General features: G+C 55.1%; 20 protein-coding genes, 4 tRNA genes and 2 pseudogenes. 12 read left to right on the plus strand and 14 right to left on the minus strand.

Annotated features, from left to right (window positions below):
- Positions 1–2,338 (minus strand): annotated as a pseudogene (locus CKW19_RS16635) (hypothetical protein); the annotation flags it as partial.
- A 194-nt stretch (positions 2,339–2,532) separates the two neighbouring features.
- Between CKW19_RS16635 and CKW19_RS16640 the strand changes: the two are divergent.
- Both CKW19_RS16640 and CKW19_RS16645 read left to right on the plus strand, forming a co-directional pair.
- Positions 2,533–2,925: pseudogene (locus tag CKW19_RS16640) on the plus strand (2,4'-dihydroxyacetophenone dioxygenase family protein); the annotation flags it as partial.
- Between the two features lie 103 nt (positions 2,926–3,028).
- Positions 3,029–3,931, plus strand: a complete 903-nt coding sequence (locus tag CKW19_RS16645) for a LysR family transcriptional regulator (RefSeq protein WP_095058829.1) — start codon at positions 3,029–3,031, stop codon at positions 3,929–3,931.
- Positions 3,932–4,227: 296 nt separating this feature from the next.
- Here CKW19_RS16645 and CKW19_RS16650 read toward each other — a convergent pair whose 3' ends face one another.
- The 3 genes from CKW19_RS16650 to CKW19_RS16660 are packed head-to-tail and all read right to left on the minus strand — an operon-like array spanning position 4,228 to position 8,084.
- Complete coding sequence (locus tag CKW19_RS16650) at positions 4,228–5,829, minus strand: GMC family oxidoreductase (RefSeq protein ID WP_095058830.1); 1,602 nt, start codon at positions 5,827–5,829, stop codon at positions 4,228–4,230.
- Positions 5,816–6,646, minus strand: a complete 831-nt coding sequence (locus tag CKW19_RS16655) for a shikimate dehydrogenase (protein ID WP_095058831.1) — start codon at positions 6,644–6,646, stop codon at positions 5,816–5,818. The genes CKW19_RS16650 and CKW19_RS16655 overlap by 14 nt, the downstream gene beginning before the upstream one ends.
- A gap of 4 nt (positions 6,647–6,650) precedes the next feature.
- The gene (locus CKW19_RS16660) at positions 6,651–8,084 is read right to left on the minus strand and encodes an aldehyde dehydrogenase family protein (RefSeq protein ID WP_095058832.1); all 1,434 of its coding nucleotides are present in this window, start codon (positions 8,082–8,084) and stop codon (positions 6,651–6,653) included.
- Positions 8,085–8,855: 771 nt separating this feature from the next.
- Between CKW19_RS16660 and CKW19_RS16665 the strand changes: the two genes are divergently transcribed.
- Complete coding sequence (locus tag CKW19_RS16665; RefSeq protein WP_095058938.1) at positions 8,856–9,617, plus strand: carbon-nitrogen hydrolase family protein; 762 nt, start codon at positions 8,856–8,858, stop codon at positions 9,615–9,617.
- A gap of 353 nt (positions 9,618–9,970) precedes the next feature.
- On the opposite strand, the gene CKW19_RS16675 is transcribed toward CKW19_RS16665, so the two are convergent.
- Positions 9,971–10,606, minus strand: a complete 636-nt coding sequence (locus tag CKW19_RS16675; protein WP_095058833.1) for a cupin domain-containing protein — start codon at positions 10,604–10,606, stop codon at positions 9,971–9,973.
- A 387-nt stretch (positions 10,607–10,993) separates the two neighbouring features.
- Here CKW19_RS16675 and CKW19_RS16680 point away from each other — a divergent pair, with 387 nt between their 5' ends.
- The 5 genes from CKW19_RS16680 to CKW19_RS16700 all read left to right on the plus strand — a co-directional run bounded on the left by CKW19_RS16680 (position 10,994) and on the right by CKW19_RS16700 (position 16,731).
- On the plus strand, positions 10,994–12,049 hold the full coding sequence (locus CKW19_RS16680; RefSeq protein WP_095058834.1) for an ABC transporter substrate-binding protein: 1,056 nt from the start codon (positions 10,994–10,996) through the stop codon (positions 12,047–12,049).
- A 164-nt stretch (positions 12,050–12,213) separates the two neighbouring features.
- Positions 12,214–13,293, plus strand: a complete 1,080-nt coding sequence (locus tag CKW19_RS16685; protein ID WP_095058835.1) for an ABC transporter ATP-binding protein — start codon at positions 12,214–12,216, stop codon at positions 13,291–13,293.
- A gap of 10 nt (positions 13,294–13,303) precedes the next feature.
- Positions 13,304–14,551, plus strand: a complete 1,248-nt coding sequence (locus CKW19_RS16690; RefSeq protein ID WP_095058836.1) for an ABC transporter permease — start codon at positions 13,304–13,306, stop codon at positions 14,549–14,551.
- Between the two features lie 5 nt (positions 14,552–14,556).
- Positions 14,557–15,381, plus strand: coding sequence for an ABC transporter permease (locus tag CKW19_RS16695; RefSeq protein WP_095058837.1), 825 nt, complete (start codon positions 14,557–14,559; stop codon positions 15,379–15,381).
- Positions 15,382–15,483: 102 nt separating this feature from the next.
- Entirely contained in the window at positions 15,484–16,731 is a 1,248-nt protein-coding gene (locus CKW19_RS16700; RefSeq protein WP_095058838.1) for an aspartate aminotransferase family protein, read from the plus strand.
- Between the two features lie 294 nt (positions 16,732–17,025).
- Here the strand turns inward: CKW19_RS16700 and CKW19_RS16705 are convergent.
- A tRNA-Arg gene (locus CKW19_RS16705) sits at positions 17,026–17,102 on the minus strand.
- Between the two features lie 292 nt (positions 17,103–17,394).
- Here CKW19_RS16705 and CKW19_RS16715 point away from each other — a divergent pair.
- Both CKW19_RS16715 and CKW19_RS16720 read left to right on the plus strand, forming a co-directional pair.
- Positions 17,395–17,628, plus strand: a complete 234-nt coding sequence (locus tag CKW19_RS16715) for a hypothetical protein (protein WP_095058839.1) — start codon at positions 17,395–17,397, stop codon at positions 17,626–17,628.
- Positions 17,629–17,652: 24 nt separating this feature from the next.
- The gene (locus CKW19_RS16720; protein ID WP_095058840.1) at positions 17,653–17,832 is read left to right on the plus strand and encodes a PA3371 family protein; all 180 of its coding nucleotides are present in this window, start codon (positions 17,653–17,655) and stop codon (positions 17,830–17,832) included.
- A 77-nt stretch (positions 17,833–17,909) separates the two neighbouring features.
- Here the strand turns inward: CKW19_RS16720 and CKW19_RS16725 are convergent, their stop codons facing one another.
- Positions 17,910–18,119: a hypothetical protein gene (locus CKW19_RS16725; protein WP_095058841.1), complete on the minus strand. Its 210-nt coding sequence runs from the start codon at positions 18,117–18,119 to the stop codon at positions 17,910–17,912.
- 111 nt (positions 18,120–18,230) lie between these two features.
- Here CKW19_RS16725 and CKW19_RS16730 point away from each other — a divergent pair, with 111 nt between their 5' ends.
- Positions 18,231–18,557, plus strand: coding sequence for an Arc family DNA-binding protein (locus CKW19_RS16730; RefSeq protein ID WP_007992792.1), 327 nt, complete (start codon positions 18,231–18,233; stop codon positions 18,555–18,557).
- A gap of 100 nt (positions 18,558–18,657) precedes the next feature.
- Here the strand turns inward: CKW19_RS16730 and mgtE are convergent, their stop codons facing one another.
- On the minus strand, positions 18,658–20,100 hold the full coding sequence (gene mgtE, locus CKW19_RS16735) for a magnesium transporter (protein WP_095058842.1): 1,443 nt from the start codon (positions 20,098–20,100) through the stop codon (positions 18,658–18,660).
- A gap of 320 nt (positions 20,101–20,420) precedes the next feature.
- Between mgtE and CKW19_RS16740 the strand changes: the two genes are divergently transcribed.
- Complete coding sequence (locus tag CKW19_RS16740; RefSeq protein WP_095058843.1) at positions 20,421–20,939, plus strand: cell envelope protein SmpA; 519 nt, start codon at positions 20,421–20,423, stop codon at positions 20,937–20,939.
- 19 nt (positions 20,940–20,958) lie between these two features.
- Here the strand turns inward: CKW19_RS16740 and CKW19_RS16745 are convergent.
- From CKW19_RS16745 to alaS, 6 genes are all read right to left on the minus strand, one after another.
- Positions 20,959–21,035 (minus strand) — tRNA-Arg (locus tag CKW19_RS16745).
- 72 nt (positions 21,036–21,107) lie between these two features.
- Positions 21,108–21,184, minus strand: a tRNA-Arg gene (locus CKW19_RS16750).
- A gap of 107 nt (positions 21,185–21,291) precedes the next feature.
- Positions 21,292–21,382 (minus strand) — tRNA-Ser (locus CKW19_RS16755).
- A gap of 62 nt (positions 21,383–21,444) precedes the next feature.
- A complete protein-coding gene (gene csrA / locus CKW19_RS16760) occupies positions 21,445–21,633 on the minus strand; it encodes a carbon storage regulator CsrA (protein ID WP_002554426.1) in 189 nt (62 codons plus the stop codon).
- 186 nt (positions 21,634–21,819) lie between these two features.
- Complete coding sequence (locus tag CKW19_RS16765) at positions 21,820–23,061, minus strand: aspartate kinase (RefSeq protein ID WP_095058939.1); 1,242 nt, start codon at positions 23,059–23,061, stop codon at positions 21,820–21,822.
- Positions 23,062–23,152: 91 nt separating this feature from the next.
- Positions 23,153–25,771 carry an alanine--tRNA ligase gene (gene alaS / locus CKW19_RS16770; protein WP_095058844.1) on the minus strand — a complete coding sequence of 873 codons (2,619 nt, stop codon included), beginning with the start codon at positions 25,769–25,771 and terminating at the stop codon, positions 23,153–23,155.
- Positions 25,772–25,832 lie beyond the last annotated feature (61 nt).

Below are 25,832 nucleotides of genomic sequence, written 5' to 3' on the forward strand. Positions count from 1 at the left end.
CAGTCAGGCCATCCTCGTCGACGGTACCGGCCGCAGCTTCTCCGGCCGCGGTTGGCGTGTCGTCATCGACGGTGATCACCAGTTTTTCGGCCGCAGCCGTTACGGTGTCGCCGTCCTTGTCGGTGGCCGTCAGCAGCGAGCCTAGGTTGATGGTGATGTCGTTTTCATCATTGCCGGGCGCGTGGTCCAGCGGTTTGAGCAAGGTGAAGCTGTAGGCACCCGCAGCGCTGAGGCTGAAGGTGAAGACATCGACCGCACCGGCCTTGGCCGTGAGCGTATCGCCCACGACGCTGTAGACCAGCGCTACCCCACCCGAGCTCAGCGCTGGCAAGCCACTGGTGTCACTCGCCAGGGCATAGCTCAGCGGCGTGTCGGCACCGGACTGGAAGATACCGGTCACGCTGCCGTTGGCAGCCGTCGCCGTACCCGCCACATCGCCGATACCACCGGCAATGCCATTGGCCAGACCGTCCTCATCGACGGTGCCGGCTGCGGCTTCTCCAGTTGCGGTTGGCCCATCGTCGTCGAAAATCATCTTGGAGCCGATTTCGACGGTCTGCAGAGAAGCCTGGACCAGCCTGAAGCCACCGATATCAAAATCGGCGTGATCATTGCCCTTGGCGTTGGTGGCCGCGCCGTTCTCGACGAGCACGCGGTTGTGATCCGCCGTTGTGGTGTATTCAATGTCGTAACCGGCTTTGACGCCGCTGATGGTCACAACCCCGCCGGCAAAGCTGAAGACAATGCCCAGGGTATTCGACGGTGCGGTGGAGTCCGCGACGACCCCGGTGCTAATGTTGGTGACGCGAACGCTGGTGATTGCAATCGACGTATCACCCGCATATCCGTCGATGAAATTCACGCCAGGTTCAGCCGCGGTGCTGAAGGCACTGACTCTTACGACAGCAGTCTTGCCGCCCTGCAACTGCACGACGTCGAAACTCGCCGACTTCGTATTGTAGACGGCGGTAAAGTCGATGTTGGATTCAAGGTCTGCTTCGTTTTGATCGAGGAAGGGAACCGTCACATTCTGCCGGGCACCCGTGACGAACGAAAAGCGGATGCCCTCTTGCTCCACAATCATCTGATTGTTGGTGCCGAAGGTGGTCGGGCCACCCGCCTGGCTGGTATTGACCGTGTCGCCGGTGTTTATATTGACGCCGGTGGACTGGTTTGCCGGGTCCTTGCCGGTGGCGATGATGACGGGATCCGTGATCCGCGTGACACCATTGACCGTTGTAGTGTCCGGGTTCAGCTTCGTGAACATCAGGAAGAGGTTTTGACCGGAAGGTGCATTGAGCAGACTGAACGCCTGGTCCTGACTGGCGCCGATGAAGACTTTATTCATCAGATTGAGCGAGTCATCGGGGTTCGTCGCGTCTGGATGCTTGAGTGGTTGGTACTCCACGGTCCAGATCTTGCCGCCCGAAATTGGCGTTCCGGTTTCTTCTATATAAGCCGCGAACACAATCGCGCCGTTCGGCCCACCGGCTCGGCCCAGAACGATGTTGTTGTCGGTATCGGTATAGAGAAGGATGCTGGTGCCATCGAGTGTAAACAGTCCACTGACATCGCCATCGAGCGCTGCGCCAGCGCTGTCAACGAAGCTGACATCAGTCAGGCTTCCACCGGGTAAAGAGTTGATGGTGAATGCATTGCTGCCCGTGTTGCCCACGGCCCCGGTATAGCCGCTCAAGGCGGCACCTGTTGCGGTACCTGCCCCAAGTGCGGTCAATCGGGTCGCGAAACTCGTGGGCAGGGACGCCACCAGAATGTCATTGTCGTCTGCGTCTCCCGCTGGGGCTGGAGTGGCCGTGGCGTTCTGCAACCCGGCTGTCTCGTCCAGCGTAACGTCCTCGCCTGTCAGCACGACGCCCAAAATGCTGTCCGTAAAGGACGTAGTCGCTACAGCGTCGTCAGCCGTGCCGGGCGCACCATCGGCACCAGCCGAGGCCGCGGTGAGCAGAAACGTCGCGCCGGCCGAGTCGTCGGGGTTCACGTACCACGAGGTGGTAACACTGCCGTTGACTTTACCGTCGAGATCGCCGGCACCGCCGTCGGTCACGGACCAGGGCTCGTGCCCATCACCGGTGTTGGTATCGAGCACATCGTCGGACGTGCCCCACACCTTATCCGCGCCGGCACCGACAGCGTGGTCCACTTCGAACGTCACGGTGCTGCCGGGAGCGAAACCGTTGGCGGTGATGCTAGCGGTGCTGCCAGGGGCGTAGTCCTTCTGGTCAGTGGTGACGACCGGTGTGTAGGCGGATGAAGGATGGGTATCGGTGTTGTTGGTCAGGTCATTCGTAGGCGATGAGGTTTTCTTGCGCATAGTCATGGTTTTCTCCTGAACGGGTCCATTCATCGAGACCGACCGTGGACCATTGTTGTTTTATCAGGACACCACTATGAGCACGCACCGGAGATTGCGCATCGGCCGATACTCCCAGAGGAGGTAGGAGATTCAGACTACTTGGGAGGGGGAGGTTGACATCGCGAGAAGGCAGAATTGACTGCCCGGACTAGCCTGCCGTGCCCTTCAAGCCATTGCTGCTGAGCGTCACTGGCGGTTACTACATCAACCTGCTCCGCATACGCCAGGCCGGCGTGCTGTCCCGCCATCGCCACACCGGCGGCGCTCATGCCATCGTGCTCAAGGGGCGCTGGTATTACCTGGAGCATGATTGGGTCGCATCCGAAGGCTGCTTTGCGTATGAGCCTCCCGGTGAAACCCATACCCTTTTCGTGCCGGAAGATGTTGAAGAAATGATCACCTGATTCCACGTCCAAGGCGGATACACCTACGTCGATCCACAAGGTGTAGCGGTCGGCTACGAAGACGTTTTCACCACGCTTGAAGCAGCCCGCAAGCACTACAAAGAACCGGGTCTACCTGACGACTACATCAAGCAATTCATTCGCTGATCATTGATCTGAAAATCATAAGCGTGCTTATGGCACGCTTATTGTTTCAGCCCCAGAAAAGTGGCACGCTGATTTTCGAACAGCCCGTCGACAAGGTAGATCAATGGACAATTACTCGCAGATGTTGGCCTTTATTTGGGCCACCGAGCACGGAAATTTTTCTGCAGCGGCGCGCTCAAACGGACTGACTCCCTCTGCCATCAGCAAGCTCATCACTCGCCTGGAGGATCGGCTGCAGGCTCGCCTATTCCAGCGAGGCACTCGCAATCTCACCCTTACTGAAGAAGGTGCAGCTTACCTGGTCAGCGCGCGGGAAGTGGTCAACGCCATGGCAGAGGCAGATTCCCTGGCTGAAGCGTTCCCTACGCGCGTTAGCGGAACTCTACGCATCCATACGATGACAACCTTCGCCAAGCATCAAATTTTGCCCTGGCTACCAGAGTTCCTTGCCACATACCCTGCCCTGAGCGTCGACATTCAAGTTGGCCCCCAATACATCGACCAATTTGAACAGGGTCTTGATATAGCCATCCACAGCGGTGTCTTACCCGACTCATCACGGATTGCCAGAAAGGTGGGTGAAAGTGCTTGGGTCATCTGCGCCTCGCCGGAGTATATCGAGCGTTGCGGTAGACCCAATCACCCACAAGACCTTGAGAACCATGACTGTTTTAACTTCAGTTTCAAAAGCGCCTGGAATAACTGGGAGTTCGAAATCGACCACCAAAAAACCTTGATTCCTGTCAGCGCCAAAGCGTCTTTTGCCCAGGGTGACCTGCTGCGTCAGATGGCACTATCGGGTGCAGGTATCGTGAAGCTTGCGCAATTCCATATCGGGGCGGATATCAGGAAAGGGCGCCTGATCCCATTGCTTGAGGAGTACGCCCTGGATGAAAAAGAACCCATCTACATGGTGTACTCAAATCGCAAGCATCTCAGTCCCAGGATCAGGGTTTTTCGAGACTTCCTTGAGACCAAAATTGCTGAGCAACCTTGGGCCATATAGGCATCGCCCAGAAACAGCGCGCCCCATCTACCATGCAGCCTCACGCGAAAAAGCGAGGCGGTTAAACCGCCCCAAGCCACGGGGTAAATCGGCAACCTAACGATTACCCGGCGACATCCCCGGAACGCTGGTAGCACTGTTCGTGCCACACGCTATCAAAATCTGCCTGCGCTAAAGATTCTTCAGTGCTTGGCTGTCCCTACCGTTCCCGGATTAAACATCCATGGAACACAACACAACACAACACCACAGCAATGCTTAGTGGTACTTCAAGCATTGCTGCGACGAGCCCGCTCTCAGCAATGAATTGGCGCGGAGCCAAGTATCAAGTCGGCCCCACGCTCAGCAACAGCCATTACCGCACCCTGGATGTTGCCGGAGATCATTGATGGAATGACCGAGGCATCGACGACACGAAGACCACTTAGGCCATGGACTCGCAACTGTGAGTCGACCACGGCGCCCTCGTCCTCGCCCATCCTGCAGGTGCCGATGGGGTGATAAATCGTCTGGCCATTGTCTCGTGCAAATTCGAGCCAATCTTCATCGCTCTTGGTTTGGGAGCCCGGACTGGTTTCTGCATCGACGAATGCACTCATCGCCGGCTGTTCCATAATTCTTCGCGCGATTTTCATGCCCTGGATCAGACTCGTGCAGTCTTCATCCTCAGTCAGAAAATTCGGACGAATCGCAGGCATAACACCAGGATCCTTTGATTGGATGTGAATGCTGCCCTGAGACTTAGGACGTAGCTGACTGACGCCAATCGTGAAGCCTGGGTGCTTATCCAAAATTCGCTCGGCGGCATTGGCATAGCTTGCATGTACGATGAAATATTGCACATCCGGCGTAGGCATTTCAGGCTTGGTCTTCACAAAACCATGAACCAAGCCGGTACCCAGTGTCAGAATTCCTGTGCGCTTGGTGAAGTACTCAGCCACGGCAAGACCAAGTCTCCATCCGCGTGCCAGCTCATTGAGAGTCACCGTGTTCTTCAGCCGCCAGTTCATACGGGTGGCAAAGTGATCGATGTAATTTTCCCCTACACCATCAAGACGGTGCTTGAGTGGGATGCCAGTCTTGTCGAGCACATCAGGTCGCCCGATTCCCGACAGCTCCAGGATTTGCGGCGATTGAATGGCTCCGGCACACAGAATGACATCCTGTCGGGCACTGACAGTGACCTCGCGACCGCCTTGACGGTAAGTGATACCAGTGCAACGTGAGCCTTCAAGTTCGAGGCGCAACACATGTGCATTGGTCTCGATTTGCAGGTTAGCACGTGCTCTTGCCGGCTTGAGATAGCCGTCCACAACGCTCCAACGCCGCCCCTTGTGCTGGGCAACCTGGTAGTAACCAAATCCCGTCTGATCATCGCCGTTGTAATCTTTATTGTGCCGGTGTCCATCTTGAATGCTCGCCTCCAGGAAGGCGTCCGACACGGGATAGCGCTCTGTGACCTGCTGAATATGCATCGGGCCTTCATGCCCACGCGAGTCATCGCCTTGAGCATAAGTCTCGATTTTTTTGAAGTAGGGCTTGAGCGTGGCGAAATTCCACTGCTTCGCCCCTGTGGACTCCCAAGCGTCATAGTCCCCTGGCTGCCCACGCACATAGATCATCCCGTTAATTAGGGTAGATCCGCCGAGCCCCTTACCACGGGGTACGGAAATTTCCCTTCCGCGCGTGTTTGCCTCGGCCTGGGTCTTAAATCGCCAGTTGTAACGTTTGTCCACTAGCAGCTTGGTGAAGCCAGCAGGAATAGGAATCCAAAAACCGTTCGGTTCGCCCCCCGCTTCCAGCACCAAAACTTTGTATTTTCCGGAAGCAGTGAGCCGATTGGCGAGGATACAGCCAGCAGTTCCGCCACCAACAATGACGTAATCAAATGTACTCATGATTTTGCTCGTTCTTATTAGTCGCCATCGCCGCAGCCATCAACTCAATCTGACAAAGCAGCATTGGCATTCCATCAAGCACTCGACAGCCCTTTTCAGTTGCGGCTGCCAACAGGGGAGTGATCGCAGGTTTCATAATGATTTCTGCGACAATTTGCGATGAGGTGAGCAACGCTACATTCAAGGGCAGAATGTCATCCACAGAGAGCCCAAGGGATGTGCTGTTTACTACCAAATCATGGCCAGATGGATCATCTGAGCCGACACACAGCTCCACAGCGGGGAAGACGATGGCGAGTCTTTGGACAAGCTCCTCTGCCTTGCTTGTGGTGCGATTGAAGAGGGTGATTTTTCTGACGCCTGCAGCGGCGAGAGCGAACGCGATTGCCTTTGCTGCGCCCCCAGCACCTGCCAAATAGACCGACATGCCGGCCGGTTCTACGTCCCGTTGACGTAGACCTGCCAAGAAACCCGCGCCGTCCAGGATGTCGCCATGCAGGCTTCCATCTTCGTTGCGTCTCACTACGTTGACCGCACCTACGAGTCGCGCAGCATCTGACACAGAATCGCATAGCTCAACGATTGCGGATTTGTGCGGCACCGTAACGATGAATCCATCCAGGCTTTGTATTCCGCGTAGTCCTGCAACAACGCCGTGGAGACCATCTGTGCTGACATGAAATGGCACCATTACCCGATCATCACCGCGCTCAGTGAACAGGCGGTTCATCGCACCGGGTGTCTGCACATGATGGATTGGGTCAGCGATGATCGCGTATACCCGTGTGGTGCCAGTGATCTTGTTTTTGTTTTCCATGAGTTCAGGCCAATGTGTAGGTGGTTTTGACGGAGGTATAAAATTCCTTTGCGTACCCACCTTGCTCGCGAGGCCCATAGCTTGAGTTTTTGCGACCGCCGAAAGGTGCGTTGTAATCCACTCCTGCTGTTGGGACGTTGACCATCACCATGCCGGCGGTAGACCGTTGCTTAAAGTCCGAGCTGTGCTTGAGAGAAGTGGTGCAAATCCCAGATGACAAACCGAATTCGGTGTCGTTAGCCAGCGTGACTGCCTCCTCGTAATCCTTAACGCGGATGACACTCGCCACCGGGCCGAAAACTTCCTCCCGGTTGATACGCATCTGGTTAGTGGTTTCAGTGATCAGCGCCGGAGAAATGTAGAAACCTGGTGTGCCCCTTGTCAGCAGTTCGCCGCCGTAAGCGAGCTTCCCACCCTCTTCCTGGGCGCTCTTGATGTAATCGCAGTCTTGCTTGAGCTGCGCCTGTGACACGACAGGGCCCATGTCACAGCCTTCAGACAATGCGTGGTCAACCTTGAGTGAAGAGAGACGCTTGATCACGGCCTCAACAAATTGATCGTGTATGCCATCCTGGACAATCAATCGACTGGAGGCGGTGCATCGCTGGCCTGTAGAAAAGAAGGAGCCGGAGACCGCTACTTCAACTGCCTGATTGAGATCTGCATCATCCAAAATAATGAGCGGGTTTTTGCCGCCCATTTCCAGCTGGACTTTGGCACCGCGCTCCATGCAGGTCATGCCAATACTGCGGCCTGTGCCAGTGGAACCCGTGAACGTCAAAGCCCGTACTTTTTTAGACTTCGCAAAGACATCGCCCACTTTCGAGCCGGGCCCCATGACCAGATTGAACACTCCGGAGGGAAGCGCACCCGCGCGAACAATAATTTCCGCCAGTGCCCACGCACTGCCAGGCACCAGATCAGCTGGTTTGAAAACGACTGCGTTACCGAACGCCAATGCAGGGGCGATCTTCCAGGCTGGGATTGCGATAGGGAAGTTCCAGGGAGTGATGATACCGACCACGCCCTCTGGCTCGCGCCGTACATCGGCCTCAACCCCAGGGCGAATGGATGCCAGGCGTTCGCCCGAAAGGCGTAATGCTTCGCCCGCAAAAAACTTAAAAACCCTGCCGGCACGAACCACTTCACCAATACCCTCAGGCAGGGTTTTCCCTTCCTCGCGCGCGAGCAACCGGCCCAACTCTTCACGACGAGCCAAAATCTCAGTGCCTATGTGGTCGAGCGCGTCACTTCGCACCTCGGCGGTAGATCGAGCCCAGTTCGGAGCCGCCTCGAAAGCCGCATCAACAGCCATCGCCGCTTGAGAAGCATCAGCGCGCGCGTACTCACCGACCACATCATTAGTATCGGAAGGATTGATATTCAGGTTGATATCGGCGCCTTCAAGCCACTCTCCGGCAATAAAATTCTTATTCATGCATTCTCCCAGACACTAATATTTATGTAGGTGAACTGAAGGGTAAATATAACTTTCGTCAGCGCAGATCAATCAACAAGCACGTAACAAGCTGAGCCAGCCACGCCTCGCAATAAAACAAAACACGTTTGGCTCTAATAAAATGACGTCAATGAATTACAGTCGAGCTAGTAAGCTTTCATAGATTACTCGGGCTACCGTGATAATGACCTTGCAAGCATCTGAAGCACTGAACAAAACCATACCCCCCGGGCTCCATTACTGTCTACGGCGTAGCTGTGCCTGCAGTTCACACCCAGTATGAAGAACAAGAACGAAAGGATGCAGCCATCTCATTCATACAACGAACGTGAGAGCTCGCTCTAAAAGAAACTGGAGATACAACTACTTAAATCAAGTTCACAATTCTTACTCAGATTTAAACGACAAACTCAGGCACGCACGATCATTGATTTAATCTAGCGACGACTCGAATGCGTGCGCCGAAATTTGCCCATCATTTCCATGCTGATCATGCGCTGATAAATCGCGCCTTCGCTTAACTGACGGCTATCACCGTCTCACCCTCATCAGCTGCCAGATCGATACCTTTACTGGCAGCGGCTTTTATGCGCGAACAGCTCACCGAGAGGGGTCGGGAATGAAGAGTAACCGTCTGGCCAACACGCCTTCCTGTGGAAAAGTATATGTGCCATGCGCTTTACCCCAGGGAACACGATGTGGCGTGCGAATCGGGGCCACGTTAGGATTGTGCTCTTTTGGGAGACGCTCATGCCGGCACCAATTTTTGCAGCTGCCCAATGCGCCATTCGTGCTGGCGATATCAGTGCCAACCTGACGCTGCACATGGATTTCATGCAGCACGCTCGCGAGCAGGGGGTGGGGCTATTACTCTTTCCCGAGTTATCGCTCACAGGATATGAACCAACCTTGGCTAAAGCCCTGGCGCAGGATATAGATAGCCCACTTCTCTCCCCCTTGCGACACCTTGCGCGGGAAGCCTCCATGACCACGGTAGTGGGTTTACCGTTGCGCCTACCCGGTTATGACAAACCGCTAATTGCAGCTTTCATACTCCACCAAGATGGCTCGATTGGTGTCTATACCAAGCAGCATTTACACCCTGGCGAAGAGCAATTCTTTAGTGCGGGTAATGGGGGCGATTTAATGCTTATCGCCGACTTACCCATAGCCCTATCGGTGTGTGCTGATTTCAGTCACCCGGAACATTCATCACACGCTGCAAAACAAGGCGCGCAGTTGTATGCCGCTAGTGTGCTCATCGGTGAAACCGGTTACTCACGTGATAGCTCGCTATTGCAGAACTGCTCAAAGCGTCATGGAATGGCCGTGCTCATGGCGAATCATGGCGGCCCGACCGGAGGGTGGGCTGCTGCTGGGCAGAGCGCGTTTTGGAATGAGCAGGGTCGATGCGTTGCGTCCACGGACGGCGTGGGGAACCGGTTGCTGATCGTCTCGAAACAGCTTCATGGGTGGCAAGGTTTCGAAACTCCAGTCTCCGTTACTTCCTAAATTCGGTGAGGTGGGAGCGCCGGGCTTTTCTGCGCTTGCACCCGAATCCATTTGTGGACGAGGTTTGCGTTGAGGCTATGGCCGAGCGCGACGCTGGCAATCGAAGCGCCGGGCTGTGCACACTCTTGAATGACCTGGGCCTTGCGGGGCTGGGTAGATGACTTGGCCGGACGGTTACAATGAAGATCGTTTTCAGCGAGAACCCGGCATCCGAGCAAGAGTTTATCGAGTCGAAAGCTCCGAGCGGAGCAAGAACACAGGGCGGATGCTTATGGAATCAAGCCTGTGTCTACACGCACAGCCAATTGGCGCGCGTGCAGCCAAACACCCGATAACTCAAGGAAGTAGATCGGTCAGAACGTTGGGGGAGAAACCGCGCTCACCACGACACAAACTTCGTCAAAAGGATTGCGCATGCGATGCGGGAGTCTGCTGTCGAAGTAGTAAGCATCACCCACCGAAAGGATTCGCACCTCATCCCCAACGGTCATTTCAAGCTTGCCCTCGATGATGATTCCGCCCTCCTCGGCCTCGTGGGAATAAAGCTCCTCACCCTCTTGTCCAGTGTCAGCTCCTGGCTCGTACCGCTCGTGCAGGATCATCATGGAGCTGTTCGCCAGGTTCGCCCCCACCTGTCGATAAGAGAGTTTCTTGCCATCAGCAAGCTCCACCAATTCATCGGCTTTGTAGAAAACTGCCCGATCTACAACTGCCGAATCTGAAAAAAACACACTAAGGGTGACATTCAGGGGGCGTAGCAAGCGCTTCAAAATACTTACGGACGGGCTGGATTTGTCTCGCTCGATAATCGAAAGCGTGGCATGAGGAACTCCGGCCTGCTCAGCCAACCCTCGAATTGAAAGCCCGCGACTTTGTCGCAATGCTTTCAGTCTCGCCCCCACCGAAGCAGTCTCCTGAATTTCTGAAGGGTCTTCAGACGGATCTTCGGGGGCATGGGGGCTTCGACTAATCGCCGGTATTTCTATCACGGTTAAATCCTCAGATAAACGGCACCCGAGGGGGCCAAACTTCAGTTCGATGACTTGAACTGCCCACTCTCTTTGAAGCCAACACGAATCATACACACCAATTTGGGTTGTTTCGCACCACGCAATGCACCTCAAGGGAAGCAAAGTAACACGATTTCAAGATCGCTCGTCCATGACGAAAACTTTTAGCCAGGTAACAAAAACCACCAATATCTAGTCACCTAACGCTCAAAATCCTAAATTTTAAGCATTAAAAAACAATCGCTTACCGTTTATCCGGGCGATTGGAGATTTTTTCGGAGCCAAAAAATAAAACTTGCCTAGATTATTTTTGAGTGGTAAAAATTTTTACCACAACAACACAACAATCTGCGTCGAGGTTTCAAAATGCACAAGCCATGCCACGCTGTAGCAGCACTTGGATTTGCCCTCGTTGGGATTGCAGCTTCATCACAAGCTGCCAACGCCCGTGACCTCACGATTGTTTCCTGGGGAGGAAACTTTCAGGATGCACAACGTGAGATTTTTTTCGCGCCATTTGGAAAACAAATCGGAAAGAACGTCCTCGACCAAAGTTGGGACGGCGGCGTTGGTGTGCTCGACGCAAAAGTAAAAGCAGGAACACCGAATTGGGACGTCGTTGAAGTCGAAGCCGAGGATCTGGCTCTGGGATGCGACTCCGGCCTCTACGAAAAAATTGATTGGGCAAAGGTCGGAAACAAATCCGATTTCATCCCCGAAGCCGTCAACGAATGCGGGGTGGGCGCCATTGTTTGGAACACTGGCTTGGCCTGGGACGGCGACAAACTGAAGGCCACTCCAACTTCTTGGGCCGACTTCTTCGACACCAAGAAATTCCCTGGGAAACGTGGTCTGCGTAAGGGGCCAAAATATTCACTTGAATTTGCATTGATTGCAGATGGTGTAAAACCAGCCGAAGTCTACAACGTGCTGCGTACTCCAGAAGGTATCGACCGAGCCTTCAATAAACTCAACGAGATCAAATCGAGCATTGTCTGGTGGGAAGCCGGCGCACAACCGCTGCAAATGCTTTCTGCTGGTGACGTTGTCATGAGCTCTGCCTACAACGGTCGAATCACCGGCTTCAACCGTAATGAGGGCAAGCACTTCAAGTTCCTGTGGAATGGCAGCGTTTCGGCCATCGACTCGTGGACTGTTCTTAAAGGCAGCGAGAACAAAGCCGCCGCCATGGACTTCATTGGCTATGCCAGCAAAGCTGAAAACCAGGCAAAGCTGCCTAAGTTCATCGCTTACGGCCTGACCAACAAAAACGCCAACGAACTTGTACCGGCAGAAATGAAATCTGACCTGCCAACGACCCCAGAAAACCTTGCTCAATCGGTGCCTCTGGATGTCGAGTTCTGGGTCGAAAACACTGAACCACTGACCGAGCGCTTCAACGCCTGGATCGCCCAAAAGTAACCGATCCGCCTAGGTTGCTCCTGCCACCTATGGCCAGGTGGCAGGTCAACTACCGGCGTCCATCCTGCGACTAGAACAAATAACGGTTGCTTCTCCTTTTTTGAATAAGTAGGCGGACGAGTAGCGAAGATTATTTCTGCCTACTCCCGAATGAGGGTTGCCACATGAATCACTTGGTTAGCTTCAAAAACATCCAGAAAACCTACGATGGTTTTCGGCCAGTCGTTAAGGATCTAAACCTAGATATCAAAGAAGGCGAATTCGTGACACTACTCGGCCCATCCGGCTCTGGTAAGACCACTAGCCTCATGATGTTGGCCGGTTTCGAAACACCGACACACGGCGAGATTTTTCTGAAGGACAAGCCGCTGCACAACCTGCCACCCCACAAGCGCGATATCGGCATGGTGTTTCAGAATTACGCACTGTTCCCTCACATGACGATCGAGCAAAACCTCGCATTCCCGCTCTCTGTCCGCAAAATGAATAGCGTCGACAGAAGGGAAAAAGTCCGCCGTGCATTGGACATGGTGAAGCTCACCGACTTCGCAAAACGCTACCCCGCTCAACTGTCGGGTGGCCAACAACAACGAGTCGCGCTGGCTCGGGCCCTGGTGTTTGAACCCAAACTTGTATTGATGGATGAACCACTGGGTGCCCTGGACAAACAGTTGCGCGAACACATGCAACTGGAGATTAAACACCTCCACAAGCAGCTCGGGCTGACCGTTGTTTACGTGACACACGACCAAAGCGAAGCACTGACAATGTCCGACCGTGTCGCTGTCTTCAATGACGGCGTGATCCAACAGATCGACAGTCCTGCGGCAATTTATGAAGCCCCAACCAAAAGTTTCGTGGCTCAGTTCATCGGTGAAAACAACACCCTGATCGCAACGTTTGTTTCCAGAGATGACAGTCACACTATCGCACGCCTGGCTGACGGCAGCTTGATCCGGGCGATTTCGGTAGTTGGGGCTAAGCCTGGAGATCAGGTCGCGCTTTGCATTCGACCAGAGCGCGTTGTGGTTGGGCCGGCTGGCAGTACGCCATTGACTGCTCGCATTCAGGAGTACATCTACCTGGGTGACCACGTTCGAATGATTACTGAAATTGCAGGGCAACCGAACTTCATGATCAAGCTTCCTGCCTCGCAAATGGATAGCAGCTGGACTGTAGGTAGCTCGATTTCCATTTCTTGGGCGCCAGAGCACATACGTGCCCTGGACGTGACCACACACTGAGTCGCAGATCATGAGTCATTCAGTAGCAATTCTTTCAGGCAAGGCCGAAGCGCTAGATCTTAGAGCCAAGCTTAGAAAAGCCGAACGCTCATACAAACTGAAATCGCTAGCGCTCATCGCGCCGCTGTTTCTGTTCGTACTCGTGTGCTTTGCCTTCCCAATCGGCACCATGCTTACTCGAAGCGTGGACAACCCCGACGTGCATAGCGCCATGCCTGCAACAACAGAGGCGCTCGGATCCTGGGACGGTACCTCGCTGCCGAGCGAGGGCACTTACGATGCGTTGGTAAAAGACCTGGCTAGCGCAAAAGAGAGCGGTCAGATCGGAGCTCTTACCAAACGCTTGAGTTACGAAATCCCTGCTTACCGAACCGTTATCACTAAGACGCTGCGCAAGCTGCCGGACAGCACCGCTACGTCTAAGCGTGAGGCACTGATCGCTGTGGACAGTGCTTGGGGAGACGTGAATTATTGGAAGGCCCTGAAGCAAGCATCGTCGAAGCTGACGCCTTATTTCTTGCTTGCGGCCCTCGATCATCGTGTTGATTCCGCCACCGGTAGCATTGTCAAAGCAGAGCCGAACCAATCGATTTACTTGGATATTTTCACACGCACCTTCTATATCGGCGGCGTTGTAACCATCCTCTGCCTGTTACTCGGTTTTCCAGTCGCTTACTGGCTGGCCACTTTGCCAGAGGGTAAAAGCAATCTGTTGATGATCTGCGTTTTGCTGCCCTTCTGGACGTCTCTGATTGTTCGCACAGCGGCGTGGATCGTACTGTTGCAATCAGATGGCCTGATCAACCGCTCGCTCATGTTCCTTGGGGTTGTGGACGCACCTGTCCAGCTTGTTTTCAACAGGACTGGCGTAATCATCGCGATGACACATGTCCTTCTGCCGTTCATGATTTTGCCGCTCTACAGCGTGATGAAAAGCATTCCTTCGAACTATGTACGCGCCGCCATTTCTCTTGGGGCACATCCTTTCGTTGCCTTCTGGCGAGTGTATGTCCCCCAGACCTTCGCGGGTCTAGCAGCCGGTGGTTTGCTCACCTTCATTCTGGCAATTGGTTACTACGTGACGCCAGCGTTGGTAGGGGGTGCAGCGGATCAAATGGTCAGTTACTTCGTCGCGTTCTACACCAACAAAACCGTCAACTGGGGCATGGCATCGGCGCTAGGTAGCCTGCTGCTGATCGCAACCCTGCTGCTCTATATGGTGTACGGAAAGCTCACCAACCCAACCCAGGCGAGGTAATCGACATGTTGCAGCCTTACGCTTCCTCTGCAGAGAAACTGGCCAGGTTTGGATTGGTCTCTACCTCAATCCTTGTACTGCTGTTTTTGATCGTTCCGATACTGGTGATCATTCCTTTATCTTTCAATTCGTCATCTTTTCTCACATACCCAATGGATGGCTTCTCCTTCCGTTGGTATGAAGAGCTGATGACGTCTCAAGAATGGCGCCAAGCATTCAAGAACAGTTTCATCATCGCTCCAGGCGCCACCTTGCTGGCGATGGTGTTCGGGACGATGGCATCCGTTGGCTTGTGTCGGGGTAACTTCCCCTTCAAAAACGTGGTTATGGCCTTTCTCATTTCGCCAATGATCGTGCCTCTGATCATTGTCGCAGTAGGTCTGTACTTCTTCTTCGCCAAACTGCAGTTGCTCAATAGCTACATTGGATTGGTACTGGCGCACGCGATGCTGGGTGTCCCTTTCGTAGTTATCACGGTTAATGCGACTTTGCAGGGTTTCAACACCAATCTGAGCAGAGCAGCTGCCAGTCTTGGCGCCCCACCGCTCACGGTCTTCTTTAAGGTCGTGTTGCCTTTGATTGCCCCAGGAGTGATCTCGGGAGGACTGTTCGCGTTTGCCACGTCTTTCGATGAGGTGGTGGTCACTCTTTTCCTGGCTAGCCCGTCGCAAAGAACACTTCCGCTTCAGATGTTCTCGGGTATCAGAGAGAACATCAGTCCAAACATCGCGGCTGTCGCCACCATCATGGTCATCCTGTCCGTACTGATGTTGCTGACACTGGAATTACTCCGCCGTCGCAACGAAAAAATGAAGATAAAACAAGAATAAGAAGGCACACGCAGCCTATTCAGGCTCGTTAAAAGCTACGTAAAAACCCTCTCGGGCCCAATACCCGGGACGGCTAACTACTGTCAAAATTCAGAGGTTTTTATGCCTAATTTAGTTGGTGATGTTTCCAGTGCTGCTCGTATCCTGCCTGACCTGAATGGTGAAAAACTGTTCATTAGCAAAGGTAAAGGCGCGTACCTTTGGGATGACAAAGGTCGCAGATACATCGATACCGCGCTGGGCTTTGGTGCGGTATTGCTTGGCCACTCGAATGACTCGGTAAATGCTGCTGTTACTGAAGCATTGGGCGACAGTGCCGCGCCATCTTGGGCTCATGTCCGTGAGCATGGAGCCGCAACTGAACTGGCCAAACATACCGGCGAGCTCTCAAAGGTGATCTTCACTAACTCCGGTAGCGAAGCTGTACACCTCGCCTGCCGTGCAGCTCGGGCTTATACCAGCCGTGGAAAAATCGCTAAGATGGCTGCCGGTTTCGATGGATGGTTCGATGATGTCAGCTACGGCAACGTCACCTCCCGGGAAGCGAGCTTCCAGGATGGAAAGCGTCCGTTTACCGAACGTACTACGCTGATCCGCTACAACGATTTCGCAGATGTAGAGCGACTATTCGAAGAAGACAATGACATCGCGGCGGTCATCCTTGAGCCGATGCTGGCCAACGCTGGATGCATCATGCCATTGCCTGGTTACCTCAAACATGTGCAGGACATTGCTCATAAACACGGTGCACTGGTGATTTGTGACGAGGTTCTGATGGGTTTCCGGCTGTATGCCGGCCTGGCAGGGCTGCGTGAAGGTTTGAGCCCTGATATCGCGAGCGTCGGCAAAGCGATTGGTAACGGCGTTCCAGTTTCTGCGATCGTCGGCAAGCCTCACATCTTGGCAGGCTTTGAAGAAGGACGTGTCCTTCGCGGGGGCACATTCAGCGGTAATCCGCTGGCATGCGCAGCCATGACGAACACCCTGACTCAACTGGATAACAGCGACTACGAGAGTCTCATCCAATGCGGCAACGATCTACGCGTTGCGATTGAGGCCATTTTCAGATTGCATGGCGTGATCATTTCAACCAGCGGCTACGGGAATGTGTTTGGTGTTTGGTTGGGAATGACGCCCCCGGTAACGTACGAGCAGGCAGTCGAGAAAGCGAACCCTGCCTTCACCATGGCCCTGCACCTGGCGCTGCGCGAAGCAGGAGTGTTGATGATGCCGTCTCCGTACGGCCGTATTTACATTTCCTTTGAGCACAACAGCTTCGTGATCGAAGAAATGAAAGTTGCCTTTGAGAAAGCTGCTGCCAAGTTAAGCGCTGAATTCGCGAACGCTTGATCCAGAAAGGAGGTCTTCAGACCTCCTTTTCCCCACCTGATAAGTGGCAACTATTTGTGTACGACATTCGGCATCGCGACACTGGCAACAGCGTCGTATATGGCGATCGCGATGCTGATAGTCAATGTCGAAACACTCCCAATCGAGCCCGAGGTCATTCCCGGCAATCTCGAGTGTAGGCAATGTTTACGAGGAGGATGAAGGAAGGGTCACAGACGCAGCACCTATAGGTCCGCTGCTGCACCCATGGGTTTAGCTGGAGGAATTCAACTCCAGCTGAAGAGCCCGGAAATATGGTGTCCCAGGGCAGGTTCGAACTGCCAACCTTCCCCTTAGGAGGGGGATGCTCTATCCAATTGAGCTACTGAGACACAGATCGACCGCGGTGCGAAGCGTTGCGATAGACGGCGTGCATGTTAACGGGCAGGCCTGCTTTTGTCATGTCGTCCGTTGGCTTTTTAAGTGTAGGCAGGCGCCACTTTTGGGGGGGGCGAGTTGTTTACCGTGCAAATTGCATCAGCGCAAAAAGCCATCATTGCAAAATGCAAGATCGACACTTGGCAAAAATAACTTAATCCATTGTTTTTTAAGAATTTAATTACAGATAAACTCTGGCATGCGAGCTGCTTCAGCTGTTCTCACAGAACAATCGAGGCCAGCGTCATGAACCGCGCCCTCTTAATCTTCAATGCGATCGCACTGACAATCTTGCTGGGGGGGCATTTTTTCGTCGAGGACGGTGCGGCGCAGGTGGCCGAGCGCATGCCGTATTACCTTCAGCTGCAAAAGTCGCCGCAACTGGCAGTGATCAACGATCAGCACGGATTTGTCGGCCAGGACGTTAGCCAGGAAAACATCGTGTTGCCGGCGCCCTCTTCCGAACGCCTGGTCTTTTGAATGTCCCCCCTTGAGGAGCACAGCATGTCCAAATCAGCCGCAGGATTTTTTATCCTCGCCTTATTGAGCGGCATTCTTCATTTGTCGATGAGCCAGGACATGTCCTTCACCCTGCCGTTGATTGCCTGCGGAATATTCACCGCGCTATTCGTGCTGGCACTGATCGTCGGACGCAAGATCAAGTTTGACCCGGTACTGCGTTAACGCTGGTGGAAGGGACTGGCATCCATCCTGAACTTGCCCTGTAGAGACAACGCCCCTAGTAAATCGGCCATTTGCCACTATTCTGTATAAGCAAGGAACGTTGATCGAATTCGCATGTTCATTCCTTCAGGCACCGTTTGTCGGTCAGTGAGTGCAATCAGCGAATCGGGCGTGTCGAAGTTTTCAAACCAGTCCGCATTTCTGATAATTGGTGCTGGCAGAACGCCTTTATCCAGTTCAATATTTGTCACAGAATTGACGCCAAGGATCCGGCTCATTTGAGGCATGATGCGCGCCTCCATCAATTCAGGTTGAACATTTGGCCAGAGCGCTTGTCCTACCAGACATCCTGCGGCCGATCCCGAAAACCGCTCCCCTGAACTAAACCGGTTAAATATATGCGCCCATTGAAACAGGCAATTTATTCCAGCCGTACGGCTGACAAGTTCGTCGTACGTCTGCCAGACGGAATGCGTGAACGCATTGCCGAGGTGGCTCGCAATCATCATCGCAGCATGAACTCCGAAATCATTGCACGCCTTGAACAGAGTCTTATTCAGGAAGGCGCACTGGGCGAAGAGCTGAGCATGCGCCTGGACAGCCCGGAGCTTTCGTTGCACGAACGCGAGTTGCTGCAACGCTTCCGCCAACTTTCTCACCGTCAGCAGAACGCTCTTGTTTCGCTGATCGCTCATGACGCAGAAATGGCCTCCGACGCGTCCTGATACGCTCCGAAAGCCCAAGCCAGCCTGATCGCTGGCTTTTTTTTGCCTGAAATCCGGGCACAAAAAACCCGCCGGGCGGCGGGTTTCAGTGAACGTTGACTCAGAGCAGGAAAATGGTCGCCAGCCCCAGGAAGATGAAAAAACCACCGCTGTCGGTCATCGCGGTAATCATCACGCTGGCACCCATCGCAGGGTCTCGCCCAAGCCGCGCCAGCGTCATCGGGATCAAGACACCCATCAATGCCGCCAGCAACAGGTTAAGGATCATTGCAGCGGTCATCACCACGCCAAGCGACCAGCTGCCGTACAGCAGAAACGCGACGACACCGATCACACCACCCCAGATCACGCCGTTGATCAAGGCAACCGCCAGCTCTTTGCGCATCAGCCGTGAGGTATTGCCGGTGCTGACCTGGTCCAGCGCCATGGCCCGCACAATCATGGTGATGGTCTGGTTGCCCGAGTTACCACCAATGCCCGCCACGATCGGCATCAATGCCGCGAGCGCGACGAGCTTCTCGATCGAGCCTTCGAACAGACCGATCACCCGGGACGCCACGAAAGCGGTAATCAGGTTGATCGCCAGCCAGGCCCAACGGTTACGCAGGGATTTCCAGACCGATGCGAAGATATCTTCTTCTTCGCGCAGACCCGCCATGTTGAGAACTTCGTTTTCACTCTCTTCACGAATGAGGTCGACCATCTCGTCGATGGTCAGACGGCCGATCAGCTTGCCGTTCTTGTCGACCACCGGCGCGGAGATCAAGTCATAACGCTCGAAGGCCTGGGCGGCGTCGTAGGCGTCTTCGTCCGGGTGAAAACTCACCGGATCGCTGGCCATCACCTCGGAGACCTGTTTGTCCGGGTCGTTGACCAGCAAACGCTTGATCGGCAACACGCCCTTGAGGACGCCGTCGTAATCGACCACAAACAGTTTGTCGGTATGACCCGGCAGCTCCTTGAGACGACGAAGGTAACGCAAGACCACTTCAAGGCTGACATCCTCGCGGATCGTCACCATCTCGAAGTCCATCAGTGCGCCGACCTGCTCCTCGTCGTAGGACAGCGCCGAACGCACACGCTCGCGTTGTTGCTGGTCGAGGGTCTCCATCAGCTCGTGGACGACGTCTCGCGGCAGCTCGGAGGCCAGGTCAGCGAGTTCGTCGGCATCCATGTCCTTGGCCGCAGCCAGGAGCTCGTGATCGTCCATGTCGGCGATCAGGGTTTCACGAACCGAATCGGATACTTCAAGCAGGATGTCGCCGTCACGATCGGCCTTGACCAGCTGCCAGAGCGTCAGACGATCGTCCACCGGCAAGGCTTCAAGGATGTAGGCAACGTCGGCAGAGTGCAGATCATCGAGCTTGCGTTGCAACTCGACGAGGTTCTGCCGGTGAACCAGGTTCTCGACCCGGTCATGATGCGGGCCTTCCTGGCGGTGAGTCAGGTCTTCGACAACTCGCTGGCGCTGCAGCAATTCAACCACCTGAGCCAGGCGGTCCTGCAAGCTTTCCTGCGTTTTCTTTACTTCAACTTCAGACATAGGCGAACTCCACTCCCAGCAGCGGGGCGCGCCGGAAGGATCAATCAGTCAATTCATGATTGGAAAAACGGGGTGCTGAGTAACTACTGGGTAAGTCCATGGAGGTAATCCAAAAGCCCCGGCGGGGCTGACGGGCGCAATGATACACCGCCTGACGGTTTAAAACGTTAAAAAATCGCGGCTGAAACAAGCGCTTGCGAAACAAACTTGAGCACTGTCCTGACCCATGAAATTGCGACGACGCATCCTGAAAAGAAAACACACCGCCCTCGAAAATTGTTCCGGCTAACCTTCAGGCCAACCGTCATGGAGGACAATTGATGCGATCGAATGTGTCGTGCTTTTTACTGCTCGCCCTGCTCTGCCCGCCACCCCTGGCGCTCGCTACGACCGTTAACCGCTGCGAAGCCGTCGACGGACGCATTACCTTCACGACGCTGAGTTGCGCGAATGGAGAACAGCTTTCGCTACAGGATATCCGCACGTTTACACCAGGCAGCATCACGGCACTCATGCCGGAATCCGAAACGCGCGACACATCCAGTATGAAATCCACAAGGAGAGAACCGGTCGTGGTCGGCCAGCAGGAAGACAAGTGTGGAAACCTGCTCAATGCCAGGGAGCGTCGCGAAGCGATCATCAATCAGCGTGTGATCGCCGGCATGAGCCAACAAGACGTCGAAAGCGCCCTCGGCAAGCCAGACAAGATCAGCATTCGAAACTCAGCCACGCGTTACCGTTACGACACCCAGCGAGGTCGCAGCGCACACATTGAATTCGACGAGAAGGGATGCACGAAAGGAAAAGCCAAATCCCAGACGGCAAAAAGCCCGCATTAAATGCGGGCTTTCTGTTGTATGGTGCACTCGACAGGATTCGAACCTGTGACCGCTCGGTTCGTAGCCGAGTACTCTATCCAGCTGAGCTACGAGTGCATTTTGTGTTTTTAGACCAGATCACAACTGGCTGAAGCTGAGTTACCTACATTACTGCAAATAACTCTTAAATGGTGCACTCGACAGGATTCGAACCTGTGACCGCTCGGTTCGTAGCCGAGTACTCTATCCAGCTGAGCTACGAGTGCATTTGTTGCCGCGCATTATAGGCCGTCTAATCTCTATGTCAAACACTTTTTCTAGTAATTTCAACAACTTACCGAAGAAGCCAGATTACAACGTACTACGCAAATAATGGCGGAGAACGGGGGATTCGAACCCCCGACACCCTTGTGAGGTGTACTCCCTTAGCAGGGGAGCGCCTTCGGCCACTCGGCCAGCTCTCCGCAACACGGGGCGTATATTAACCAGCTTCTTCCCCGTTTGCAAACATAAAAAACGATAAAAATTAATGGCTTGGTTCTTCGTCCTTCTCTTTCTTGATACGCAGGTAAATTTCTTCCCGGTGAACCGCCACCTCTTTGGGGGCGTTGACACCGATGCGCACTTGATTTCCTTTGACGCCGAGCACAGTCACGGTGATTTCGCCATCACCGATAATCAGGCTTTCTGCACACCGACGAGTCAGAATCAGCATACCTTTCTCCTCACGCAATTCATTTCAGGGACAACAGTCTGCAAAAAAAAGGCACTCGACCCACAACCGGAGCGGTCACAGCCCTACATGCCTGAGTATTGACCAGCGCGAGCAAAAGAACAGGCTCGGGTCTCGCCATTCAAAAAAACAAAAGGCGCGGTCAGACCGCGCCCTTTGGCAAACGCATCACTCGCCCTGTCGGGCCGGTGCGTCCAGTTCGAAAGCCGTGTGCAGCGCGCGCACAGCCAGTTCCAGGTACTTCTCTTCGATCACTACGGAGACTTTGATTTCCGAAGTCGAGATCATCTGGATGTTGATGCTTTCCTTGGCCAGGGATTCGAACATGCGGCTAGCGACGCCTGCGTGCGAACGCATGCCAACACCCACGATCGAGACCTTGGCGATCTTGGTGTCGCCAACCACTTCACGGGCACCCAGCTCGGCAGCGGTCTTTTCCAGCACCGCTTGCGCAGCCTGGTAGTCGTTGCGGTGCACGGTGAAGGTGAAGTCGGTGGTGTTATCGTGCGCAACGTTCTGCACGATCATGTCGACTTCGATGTTCGCGGCACTGATCGGGCCGAGAATCTTGAAGGCAACGCCCGGGATGTCTGGCACGCCACGGATGGTCAGCTTGGCTTCATCGCGGTTGAAAGCGATACCGGAAATGATCGGCTGTTCCATGGTTTCCTCTTCATCAATAGTAATGAGGGTGCCCGGACCCTCTTTGAAGCTGTGCAGAACGCGCAGCGGAACGTTGTACTTGCCGGCGAATTCGACCGCACGGATCTGCAACACCTTGGAACCGAGGCTGGCCATTTCCAGCATCTCTTCGAAGGTGATCTTGTCCAGGCGCTGCGCCACGGAGACCACACGCGGGTCGGTGGTGTAGACACCATCGACGTCGGTGTAGATCTGGCATTCGTCAGCCTTCAGGGCTGCCGCCAACGCCACGCCGGTGGTGTCGGAACCGCCACGACCGAGGGTGGTGATGTTGCCGTGCTCGTCGACGCCCTGGAAACCGGCGACAACCACCACGCGACCGGCCTTCAGGTCACCACGAATCTTCTGGTCGTCGATCTGCAAGATACGCGCTTTATTGTGCGCGCTGTCCGTCAGAATCCGCACCTGGTTGCCGGTGTAGGACACCGCTGGCACGCCACGCTTGATCAGCGCCATGGCCAACAGGGCAATCGTCACCTGCTCACCGGTGGAAACGATCACGTCCAGTTCACGGGGAACCGGTTGATCTTCGCCACTGATTTGCTTGGCCAGATCGATCAGACGGTTGGTTTCGCCGCTCATTGCAGACAGCACAACCACCAGGTCATCGCCGGCCTCGCGGAATTTCTTAACCTTGTCGGCGACCTGCTCGATTCTCTCGACAGTACCGACCGAGGTGCCTCCAAATTTCTGTACGATCAAAGCCATTTCAAAGCCGCCTCTGCCCATGAAGGGCGCCCAAATAATCACTCAAACAGCGTTCCGGCCCGCCACTAGACTGCGGACCGGAGGCGTTGCCTTATAAACCCTGCTCTACAAACGGAACGGTCAGGGCCAGTGCCGCGTCCAGTGCGCCAGCGTCGGTACCGCCGCCTTGCGCCATGTCTGGACGACCACCGCCCTTCCCGCCCACTGCCGCAGCGGCTTGCTTCATCAAATCACCGGCTTTGAGTTGGCCAGTCAGGTCTTTGGTTACGCCTGCAACCAGAACGACCTTTTCCTCATGGACACTGCCGAGCAGGATCACTGCGCGGCCGAGTTTGTTTTTCAGTTGATCGACCAGCGCCAGCAGCGCCTTGCCATCCTGACCGTCCAGACGCACGGCCAGCACTTTCACGCCTTTGACGTCCTGTGCCTGCGCCGACAGATCGTCGCCCGCCGCACTGGCTGCCTTGGCTTGCAACTGCTCGAGTTGCTTCTCCAGCAGACGGTTGCGCTCCAGCACAGCCGACAGCTTGTCGATCAGGTTGTCACGGCTGCCCTTGACCAGACTGGCCGCTTCCTTGAGTTGTTCTTCCGCCGCGTTCAAGTACGCCAGCGCGGCTGCGCCGGTGACGGCTTCGATACGACGCACGCCCGACGCCACACCGCCTTCGCTGATGATTTTCAGCAGGCCGATGTCGCCGGTACGGTTGGCGTGAATGCCGCCGCACAGCTCGACGGAGAAATCGCCGCCCATGCTCAACACGCGCACGTTGTCGCCGTACTTCTCGCCGAACAGCGCCATGGCGCCTTTTTGCTTGGCGGTTTCGATATCGGTTTCTTCGGTTTCAACGGCGGAGTTCTTGCGAATCTCGGCGTTGACGATGTCTTCCAGCGCTTTGATCTGCTCAGGCTTGATCGCTTCGAAGTGGCTGAAGTCGAAGCGCAGGCGCTGACTGTCGACCAACGAACCTTTCTGCTGCACGTGATCGCCCAGCACTTTGCGCAATGCCGCGTGCAGCAAGTGCGTGGCCGAGTGGTTCAGCGAAGTGGCATGACGCACGTCAGCCTCGACGTGGGTTTCCACCGGCGCGCCAACGATCAGGCTGCCCGACGCCAGCACGCCGTGGTGCAGGAACGCGCCGCCGGTCTTGGTGGTGTCGCGCACGTCGAAACGGGCATTGCCGGCCTGCAGGTAACCGCAGTCGCCCACCTGGCCACCGGATTCGGCGTAGAACGGGGTCTTGTCGAGAACGATCACGCCCTCGTCGCCTTCGCTCAATACGTCGACCGACTGGCCGTTTTTGTACAGGGCAACGATTTTTGCCGAACCACGGGTGTCGGTGTAACCGGTGAACTCGGTCGCCACGTCAACCTTGACCAGGGTGTTGTAGTCCAGGCCGAACGAACTGGCCGAACGTGCACGCACGCGCTGGGCTTCCATCTCGCGCTCGAAACCGGCTTCGTCGATGGTCAGCTCGCGCTCACGGGCGATGTCGGCGGTCAGGTCCATCGGGAAACCGTAAGTGTCATACAGCTTGAACACTACGTCGCCCGGCACAACGGTGCCTTTGAGTTCCAGCAGATCCTGCTCGAGAATCTTCAGGCCGTGCTCCAGCGTCTTGGAGAACTGCTCTTCTTCGCCCTTGAGGACGCGCTCGATGTTGCTCTGCTGCGTTTTCAGTTCCGGGAAGGCTTCGCCCATCTCGGCGACCAGCGCCGCGACGATCTTGTAGAAGAAGCTACCGGTGGCGCCCAGCTTGTTACCGTGACGGCAGGCGCGACGGATGATCCGGCGCAGCACGTAACCACGGCCTTCGTTGGATGGCAGCACGCCGTCGGCGATCAGGAAACCGCACGAACGGATGTGGTCGGAAACCACTTTCAGCGAAGACTGATCACCATTTTCGCAGCCGATCGCTTCGGCCGACGCGCTCAGCAGGTTCTTGAACAGGTCGATTTCGTAGTTGGAATTGACGTGCTGCATCACCGCACTGATCCGCTCCAGGCCCATGCCGGTGTCGACCGACGGCGCTGGCAACGGATGCAACACGCCATCGGCGGTGCGGTTGAACTGCATGAACACGTTGTTCCAGATCTCGATGTAGCGGTCGCCGTCTTCTTCCGGCGAGCCCGGTGGGCCGCCCCAGATGTGGTCGCCGTGATCGTAGAAAATTTCGGTGCATGGGCCGCACGGGCCGGTATCGCCCATGGTCCAGAAGTTGTCGGAAGCGTAAGGCGCGCCCTTGTTGTCGCCGATGCGGATCATGCGCTCGGCCGGGACGCCGATGTCCTGGGTCCAGATGTCGTATGCCTCGTCATCGGAGGCATAGACGGTCACCCAGAGCTTTTCCTTCGGCAGCATCAGCACGCCGGTCAGGAAGGTCCAGGCGTAGGTGATGGCATCACGCTTGAAGTAATCACCGAAGCTGAAGTTACCCAGCATTTCGAAAAAAGTGTGGTGACGAGCGGTATAACCGACGTTTTCCAGGTCGCTGTTCTTGCCGCCGGCGCGTACGCACTTCTGGCTGCTGGTGGCGCGGGTGTATGCGCGCTTTTCCTGGCCCAGGAAGCAGTCCTTGAACTGGTTCATCCCCGCGTTAGTGAACAGCAGGGTTGGGTCGTTGCCCGGAATCAAAGAGCTGGAGGCTACACGGGTGTGGCCTTGCTCTTCGAAGAAGCGAAGGAAGGCTTCACGGATTTCTGCGCTTTTCATTAGGTTCTTCCACGGAGGCTGCGGCCAAAGGCCTGTTCGAAACGTCAACAGACGAAACGAC

Source organism: Pseudomonas sp. Irchel s3f7 (assembly GCF_900187615.1).
GTDB lineage: Bacteria > Pseudomonadota > Gammaproteobacteria > Pseudomonadales > Pseudomonadaceae > Aquipseudomonas.

Coding starts and splice junctions, on each gene's coding strand:
- CKW19_RS16690 (WP_095058836.1), top strand. CDS start 13,304: ATGAGTCATTCAGTAGCAATTCTTTCAGGCAAGGCCGAAGCGCTAGAT.
- CKW19_RS16740 (WP_095058843.1), top strand. CDS start 20,421: ATGCGATCGAATGTGTCGTGCTTTTTACTGCTCGCCCTGCTCTGCCCG.
- CKW19_RS16660 (WP_095058832.1), bottom strand. CDS start 8,084: ATGAATAAGAATTTTATTGCCGGAGAGTGGCTTGAAGGCGCCGATATC.
- CKW19_RS16645 (WP_095058829.1), top strand. CDS start 3,029: ATGGACAATTACTCGCAGATGTTGGCCTTTATTTGGGCCACCGAGCAC.
- alaS (WP_095058844.1), bottom strand. CDS start 25,771: ATGAAAAGCGCAGAAATCCGTGAAGCCTTCCTTCGCTTCTTCGAAGAG.
- mgtE (WP_095058842.1), bottom strand. CDS start 20,100: ATGTCTGAAGTTGAAGTAAAGAAAACGCAGGAAAGCTTGCAGGACCGC.
- CKW19_RS16650 (WP_095058830.1), bottom strand. CDS start 5,829: ATGAGTACATTTGATTACGTCATTGTTGGTGGCGGAACTGCTGGCTGT.
- CKW19_RS16715 (WP_095058839.1), top strand. CDS start 17,395: ATGAACCGCGCCCTCTTAATCTTCAATGCGATCGCACTGACAATCTTG.
- CKW19_RS16685 (WP_095058835.1), top strand. CDS start 12,214: ATGAATCACTTGGTTAGCTTCAAAAACATCCAGAAAACCTACGATGGT.
- CKW19_RS16765 (WP_095058939.1), bottom strand. CDS start 23,061: ATGGCTTTGATCGTACAGAAATTTGGAGGCACCTCGGTCGGTACTGTC.
- CKW19_RS16665 (WP_095058938.1), top strand. CDS start 8,856: ATGCCGGCACCAATTTTTGCAGCTGCCCAATGCGCCATTCGTGCTGGC.
- CKW19_RS16700 (WP_095058838.1), top strand. CDS start 15,484: ATGCCTAATTTAGTTGGTGATGTTTCCAGTGCTGCTCGTATCCTGCCT.
- CKW19_RS16725 (WP_095058841.1), bottom strand. CDS start 18,119: ATGCCTCAAATGAGCCGGATCCTTGGCGTCAATTCTGTGACAAATATT.
- csrA (WP_002554426.1), bottom strand. CDS start 21,633: ATGCTGATTCTGACTCGTCGGTGTGCAGAAAGCCTGATTATCGGTGAT.
- CKW19_RS16730 (WP_007992792.1), top strand. CDS start 18,231: ATGCGCCCATTGAAACAGGCAATTTATTCCAGCCGTACGGCTGACAAG.
- CKW19_RS16680 (WP_095058834.1), top strand. CDS start 10,994: ATGCACAAGCCATGCCACGCTGTAGCAGCACTTGGATTTGCCCTCGTT.
- CKW19_RS16720 (WP_095058840.1), top strand. CDS start 17,653: ATGTCCAAATCAGCCGCAGGATTTTTTATCCTCGCCTTATTGAGCGGC.
- CKW19_RS16655 (WP_095058831.1), bottom strand. CDS start 6,646: ATGGAAAACAAAAACAAGATCACTGGCACCACACGGGTATACGCGATC.
- CKW19_RS16695 (WP_095058837.1), top strand. CDS start 14,557: ATGTTGCAGCCTTACGCTTCCTCTGCAGAGAAACTGGCCAGGTTTGGA.